The following is a 6,777-nucleotide window of genomic DNA, read 5'->3' as shown; positions in this document are numbered from 1 at the left end:
GTACGCGGCGACGGACTTGGACACGTGACTGCAGACATGCTGCGGCTTGGGTTTGGTCTCAGCATGTATGCACTGACGTATGCTCTCGTGGTCGCCGTGCTCATCCCCGATGTCGGCATCCCTTGGGCCAGAGAGCCGTGGAATCGTCTCGTCGCGTTCGCTGCCGCGGGAGCCGTTTGGTTCGTCATCGAGGCCGGTCTCTGGGCGTTCATGACCACGGCCGAGCGCGGTCTGAGCAGGCGGTACCTGTGGCTGCTCGGGCTGGGCGACTGGATGGTCGTGATGAGCATGATGGCCACGGGAGCGCTGTTCGGTTTCTCCTGGGAGCAGATGCAGGTCTGGGCCGTGCTGATCGCAGCGTTGCCGTATGCGTTCGCCCACGTGGCGTTCTTCCGGTATCTCGAGGCTCGGCGGACGTATGGCCAGACGATCCGTGCGCTCTCGCGAATTCCCGAGGTGGCGGGACTCGCACTCGACGGCCACTCGGACCGCACCAGCGCCCTTGCCGTAGAGACGGCCCAGGGCCTCGGGCTGACCCCGGCCGAAGTGATCGAGGTACGGTACGCGGCGCTCATGCACGACATCGGGAGGATCACGCTGAACGAGCCGAGCATTCTGCGGCGTGGGTTCACCGACGAGGACATTGCCGGCTGGGGAGCGGAGATCGTTGCCGAGTCTCCCTATCTCGCGAAGGTCGCCAGTCTCGTGGCTCGTCAGCACGAGCCGTATCGGCGTCCCGGAGAGCAGCGTGACCCGAGCCTTCCCATCGCCTCGAAGATCATCAAGGCCGCAAGCGCGTACGACCATGCCACGATGGAGCTGGGATTCTCGGCGCTCGAAGGTCTCGAAGTGCTGCACCGAGGCGCCGCCTATGACTACGACCCTGACGTGGTCAATACCGTGCGGCGGGTTCTCGAACGGCGCGGGACGGTCTGACCTGTCGCCCCGGTCAGCGGTGTGAGGCCGATCCACCCTCGGTGTGGATGCCTCTCTTGAACCAGCGAACAGGTTTGCGGAGTTCGTCTTCGAGGAACCTGCCCAGCCCGACGGCGAGGAGGACGTCCCCGAGTGAGATCACCTGGCCGGTGCCGAAGAGTCGTACCGGCATCACGTCGGCCAGGAAGGGAAGCCGCGTCGAAGCGTCGAGAACGACGTGCTTGAAGTCCAGGGCCAGGGCCATCGCTCCGCTTCCTTCGCTCAGTCCACCGGCGACCGCCGCTGCACCTTCGAGGACAGGCATGCCACCATTGAGTGCGATCACCGAGAAGTTCATCAGAATGCCGAGGCCGGCGAGCCACATCCCCTCGCGCTGACGGTTGATGAGCACCAGGATCAACAGGGGCAGGTACGAAACCAGGATCATCGTGGTGGCGGTCGGTCGGGTCCATGCTTCCTCCGCGGGGAGGAATCCGGTTGCCGCCTGGATGCCGAAACCGAGCAGGAGGAGCCACCAGAAGCGCAGACGGATGTCGGCGAGGTTGATCAGACGGCCTCCGCGGAGCAGCGCAACGGTCATCGCGATGAACAGAACGAGCGCAAGCCACAACATCACTGCAAACCGTACCAGGAAGCGGGCGGTTGCCATCCTGGAGAGAGGTGAGATAGTACCCCGGTACTCAACGTCTTTTGATACGCTGTAGCCACTAATGAAGGTGCGAAGATCACTAAGAGTGACTGGCTGGGTGATGATGTCACTCGGTGGGCTGCTGCTTGCCTTCCTTGCCTATCAACTCGTCATGACGAACGTGTGGACGGCGCGTTCCCAGCAGGCGGCAGAGACCGAGCTTGCCGAGCACCTTCAAGCTGCAGCCGTTCAAGTGGAGGTCGCCGAGACGATTCTGCTCCCCTCAGCACCGCCGGTCGAAGACGACCCGACGCTGCCGCAGAGCTCGACACCGACCTCACCGACGCAGTCGAAGCCGATCTCGGTAGTTCACTACCTGGAACCGGCACCTGAAGAGGGTGCCGCGTTCGGCAGAATCAAGATTCCGGTGATCGATCTCGACAAGGTGATCTTCGAAGGAGTGGATCGAGCCACCCTCAAGAAGGGACCCGGTCACATGCCGTGGACTCCACTCCCTGGCCAGCCCGGTAACGCGGTGATCAGCGGCCACCGCACGACCTACGGTGCACCGTTCTTCAAGCTCGACGAGGTGTCGGTCGGTGACCAGATCATCGTCGAGACCGCACTCGGTCGACATGTGTACGAGGTGCGCGAGGTTCTCATCGTCAGGGCGACCGACGTCTGGGTCACCGATCCCAAGCGAGGCGCATGGCTGACCTTGACGACCTGCAACCCCAGGTACTCGGCAAGGGAACGCCTGATCGTCCAGGCCGAGCTCGTCGACGGCCCAAATCTGCTGTATGCCGAGGCCGAAAAGGACCTGGGCGCTGCGGGTGCTTCCTGATGGGCCGCCTCTACGATGCCTTGCCGGGGCCGCCTGTGCTGCGGATTCTCCTGATCGTGATCGGGGTGCTCATCCTGTTGGTGCTGTTGGGGCTTCTGTTCGAATGGGGAGGATTCCTCCTCGACAGCGGGGGAACGGTGGGCGTCGTCAGCTTCCCGCGCTGACGCCGAGGTCCTCTTCGATATACCTGGTGAGGGACGCTCTGGTGACACCACCTTGGATCGTGCGAACGATCGTGCCGTTCTGTGTGACCAGCCAGGTCTGTGGAAGGACGTGGATGCCGTAGGCGTCGGAGATCGCGTAGTTCGTATCCACGGCGATGGGATACGTCACGCCGATCTGGCGGGCGTAGGACGCAGCATTCGCCTCCGTATCGTCGATCGCAATGCCGATGAACTTCACTCCGGGAACATCGCGAGAGACCTGCTCCAGATCAGGCATCTCCTGGCGGCACGGCGGGCACCATGATGCCCAGAAGTTGATGACCACGGGACGGTCTGCGAGGGCAGCGGACAAGGTGAACGAACCGCCGTCGATGAGATCGATCTTGAAGTCTGCCGCGACCCGTGCATCAGGATCCGGGGAGCCGACGATCGGCTTCTCTGCGCCGGCCGAGAGGCAACCGGCCAGTGCCAGAGCGATGGCCATCGCCGCGATCAATACCCTGTAGCGCTTCATGAAGGCCACAGGGTAGCTACGGCTGTGCAGTGCAGAGTCCGGGTGGTGCAAGCGAATCGATTCCGTGCCCTGACCGATCACACGCGGCGCGGTAGCCTCGAGGCCATGGTCCGTTCAAGAGAGCTCGGAGGAGAAAACAGTCTCATTTCTTGCCGTGTATTTGGGGAACGGTCGCCATGCGGCCATTGAGATCCAGATGGGCGGAGCGAGCGTTGGAATCCGTGCTCGAGCAGATCCCGTATCTCGAAAAGGAGATGCTGGCGCTCGATGGAGTTGTGGCGCCAGGCGATGTCTGTTTCGACATCGGCGCCGCGGGAGGAACTTACACGTACCTGCTAGCCCGCATGGCGGGGCCGAGCGGGCAGGTCCATGCCTTCGAGCCGAGGCCACGACCCTATCGCGCCATTGAGCGTGCACGGCGGCTGCTGAGGATGAACACCGTCAGTGTCCATCGCGTCGGTCTTGCCGATGAGGAAGGCTCCATGGAAATCCTGATTCCTTCCTGGCATGGTGTCCCGTTCACCACCCGGGCCTTCCTCGCCTCGGTCCACAGCAAGGCGGCGGAGCAGGTTCCGGACGGGTTCACGGGTCTGCGCTCCTTGACGATTCCGATGACCACCGTCGATCGTTTCGTGCTCGACAGGACGATTCGCCGGATCGATTTCATCAAAGCCGACGTTGAAGGCTCGGAACTCACCCTGCTTGAAGGAGCCCGCACGTCCATCGAGCGCTGGCATCCAGCGATTCTGCTGGAGATCGAAGAGCGCCATCTCGGCAGATATGGCATGCATCCCAGGGAGGTTGTGGAGTTCCTGACCCGGTATGGGTACCGGATGCACGCGTTCGCCGACGGTGTGCTGGCCCCGGTCGGCGAAGTGACGCCGAGCGAGAACAACTACCTCTTCCTCTGAGTCTCGTCAATGCTGACTGCACGTGGTACTGCCAGCATTGACGAGACGCGTGTCACTCTGACGCCATCCTCCGTAACACCATGTGGAGGATGCCTCCGTTGCGGTAATAGTCGGCCTCGATAGGCGTATCGATGCGCGCCGTGGCGACGAACTTCTTGGCGGTACCGTCTGCCCTGGTGGCGGTGATCTGCACCTGCTGGCGCGGCTCGAGCGTGTCGTCGATCTCGATGTCGAACGTCTCGGTGCCGTCGAGTCCCAGGCTGTCGGTGTTCTCGCCGGCAGGGAATTCGAGTGGCAGCACGCCCATGCCGACCAGGTTCGAACGGTGGATCCGCTCGTAGCTCTCGGCGAGCACGGCGCGCACGCCGAGCAGGAACGTGCCTTTGGCCGCCCAGTCCCGTGAGCTGCCCATGCCGTAGTCCTTGCCGGCCAGGACGACCAATGGAACATCCGCCTCCTTGTAGTGGAGACTCGCCTCGTAGATCGTCTTGACCTGACCGTCGAGGAGGTCGGTCGTGAATCCACCCTCGGTCCCTGGTGCGAGCTGGTTGCGCACGCGGATGTTGCCGAACGTGCCGCGAGTCATCACACGGTCGTTGCCGCGGCGTGAACCGAAGCTGTTGAACATCGCCGGTTTCACACCGTGCTCGAGCAGGTACTTGCCTGCTGGAGAGTCGGGACTGATCGCTCCTGCGGGGCTGATGTGGTCGGTCGTGATCGATTCGCCCAGCTTCGCGAGCACGCGCGCACCGCGAATCGGCTGGATTGCCGGTGCCTTGGTCGAGAGCCCGACGAAGAACGGCGGTTCCTGGATGTAGGTGCTGCTCTCATCCCAGTCGTATAGGGCACCGCCGCTCGTCTCGATCGCTCGCCACGGAGTGGGTCCCTCGAAGACGTTGGCGTATTCCTTCTCGAACTCGTCGCGGCGGACGTGTTCGGTGACGATCGCGTCGATCTCGGACTGGGTTGGCCAGATATCCCGCAGGTACACGTCGTTGCCATTCAGATCGGTCCCGATGGGATCGGAGGTCAGGTCGATGTCGACGGTGCCTGCCAGCGCGTATGCAACGACCAATGGCGGCGACGCGAGGTAGTTCGCTTTCACGTCGGGCGAGATCCTGCCTTCGAAGTTCCGGTTTCCCGACAGCACCGATGTGGCTACGAGGTCGTATCCCTGGATAGCGTCGTGGATCGGCTCCGGTAGCGGACCGGAGTTGCCGATGCAGGTCGTGCATCCGTACCCGACGATGTAGAAACCGCACGATTCGAGGTCGTCGAGGAGTCCGGACTCTGTCAGGTAATCGGTTACCACCTTTGATCCAGGTGCAAGCGAGGTCTTTACCCATGGCTTGCGGGTCAGGCCGCGCTCGCGGGCCTTGCGAGCAACGAGACCTGCTCCGACCATCACATTCGGATTGGATGTGTTGGTGCAGGAGGTGATCGCCGCGATGACCACGTCACCGTCGGCCAGGTCGAACGCGTCGTCGTCCAACGTGACCTTGGTGTCGGTCTTGACAGTCGTGCCATCGTCCCGACCGAACGTTGAGGCCAGATCGTTGTGCCACTGGCCTCTCATGTCGGTCAGCTCGATGCGGTCCTGCGGCCGTTTCGGGCCCGCGAGCGCCGGCACGACGGTTCCCATGTCGAGTTCCAGATGTGAGACATAGTCTGCAGCAACGCTGTCGTCGCGCCAGAGTCCCTGTTGCCTGCAGTACATCTCGACGGTCTCGACGAGTCGCTCATCGCGACCGGTCAGCCGAAGGTACGTGAGCGTCTGCTGATCGACCGGAAAGAATCCCATGGTGGCGCCGTATTCAGGGGCCATGTTCGCCAGGGTTGCCCGGTTCGCGAGTGGCATGTCGTCGAGGCCCGGTCCGCAGAACTCGACGAACTTGCCGACCACACCATGGCTTCTGAGCATCTGCGTGACCTTCAGTACGAGGTCGGTCGCAGTGGCTCCTTCGGCGAGTTTGCCGCTGAGGCGGAATCCGACGACTTCAGGGATGAGCATGTAGATGGGTTGTCCGAGCATCACCGCTTCGGCTTCGATACCGCCGACACCCCATCCGAGGACGCCGAGGCCGTTGATCATCGTCGTGTGCGAGTCGGTGCCGACGAGGCTGTCCGGGTACAGGGACGTTCCGTCGTCCCACACGACCTTGGCGAGGTATTCGAGGTTGACCTGGTGAACGATCCCGGTTTCGGGCGGGACGACACGGAAGTTCGAAAACGCAGATTTCCCCCACTTGAGGAACTCGTACCGTTCCTTGTTGCGCTCGAACTCCTTCTCGGCGTTGATGCGCAGCGCCATGCCGGAGTTGAACGCGTCGACCTGTACAGAGTGGTCGATGACGAGATCGCACGGTACGAGGGGGTTGACCTTCTCGGCGGATCGCTCGTCCCCGGTCATGCGAACGATCGCGCTGCGCATGGCAGCGAGGTCGACCAGCGCGGGGACCCCTGTGAAGTCCTGGAGAACGACTCTGCCCGGCATGAAGGGTATCTCGGTCCTGCCGAGTTCGGCATGATCGTATGCGGCGACCGTACGGACATTCGCTTCGGTCACCGCATGACCGTCGATATTGCGGAGTGTCGCCTCGAGGAGCACCTTGATGGAGTACGGGAGCCTTCCGAGATCGGCGTCGATCGCATCGAGGCGGTAGACGGTTCGCTCACCGAGCGGTGTGATCAATGTGTGGCGGGCTGGATCGGTCATGCGTCACCTCACTGGGAGAATGAGGCCAGTGTACCGACCCCCACACTGGTGCCAGTCTGACCTG

7 protein-coding genes are annotated in these 6,777 nt (G+C 62.7%); 4 read left to right on the top strand and 3 right to left on the bottom strand.

Features of this window, described 5'->3' with window-relative positions:
* Positions 1-24 precede the first annotated feature (24 nt).
* Complete coding sequence (locus GWP04_06660) at positions 25-936, top strand: HD domain-containing protein (GenBank protein ID NIA25234.1); 912 nt, start codon at positions 25-27, stop codon at positions 934-936.
* 13 nt (positions 937-949) lie between these two features.
* Here GWP04_06660 and GWP04_06655 read toward each other — a convergent pair whose 3' ends face one another.
* Positions 950-1,585, bottom strand: a complete 636-nt coding sequence (locus tag GWP04_06655; protein NIA25233.1) for a hypothetical protein — start codon at positions 1,583-1,585, stop codon at positions 950-952.
* An 85-nt stretch (positions 1,586-1,670) separates the two neighbouring features.
* Here GWP04_06655 and GWP04_06650 point away from each other — a divergent pair, with 85 nt between their 5' ends.
* Together GWP04_06650 and GWP04_06645 are read left to right on the top strand one after the other, a co-directional pair.
* A complete protein-coding gene (locus GWP04_06650; protein NIA25232.1) occupies positions 1,671-2,408 on the top strand; it encodes a sortase in 738 nt (245 codons plus the stop codon).
* The gene (locus tag GWP04_06645; protein NIA25231.1) at positions 2,408-2,572 is read left to right on the top strand and encodes a hypothetical protein; all 165 of its coding nucleotides are present in this window, start codon (positions 2,408-2,410) and stop codon (positions 2,570-2,572) included. Before GWP04_06650 ends, GWP04_06645 begins: the two co-directional genes overlap by 1 nt.
* Here GWP04_06645 and GWP04_06640 read toward each other — a convergent pair.
* Positions 2,556-3,086: a redoxin domain-containing protein gene (locus GWP04_06640; GenBank protein ID NIA25230.1), complete on the bottom strand. Its 531-nt coding sequence runs from the start codon at positions 3,084-3,086 to the stop codon at positions 2,556-2,558. The two genes, GWP04_06645 and GWP04_06640, sit on opposite strands and share 17 nt — an antisense overlap.
* Positions 3,087-3,298: 212 nt before the next feature.
* Here GWP04_06640 and GWP04_06635 point away from each other — a divergent pair, with 212 nt between their 5' ends.
* Entirely contained in the window at positions 3,299-3,997 is a 699-nt protein-coding gene (locus GWP04_06635; GenBank protein ID NIA25229.1) for an FkbM family methyltransferase, read from the top strand.
* 52 nt (positions 3,998-4,049) lie between these two features.
* Here the strand turns inward: GWP04_06635 and acnA are convergent, their stop codons facing one another.
* A complete protein-coding gene (gene acnA / locus GWP04_06630) occupies positions 4,050-6,713 on the bottom strand; it encodes an aconitate hydratase AcnA (GenBank protein ID NIA25228.1) in 2,664 nt (887 codons plus the stop codon).
* Between the last annotated feature and the right edge of the window lie 64 nt (positions 6,714-6,777).

The organism is Gammaproteobacteria bacterium (assembly GCA_011682695.1).
In the GTDB taxonomy this organism is placed as follows: domain Bacteria; phylum Actinomycetota; class Acidimicrobiia; order Spongiisociales; family UBA4744; genus BMS3Bbin01.
Note: the sequence above shows the minus strand (reverse complement) of the source record. Positions and strands in the feature narration are given on the sequence as shown.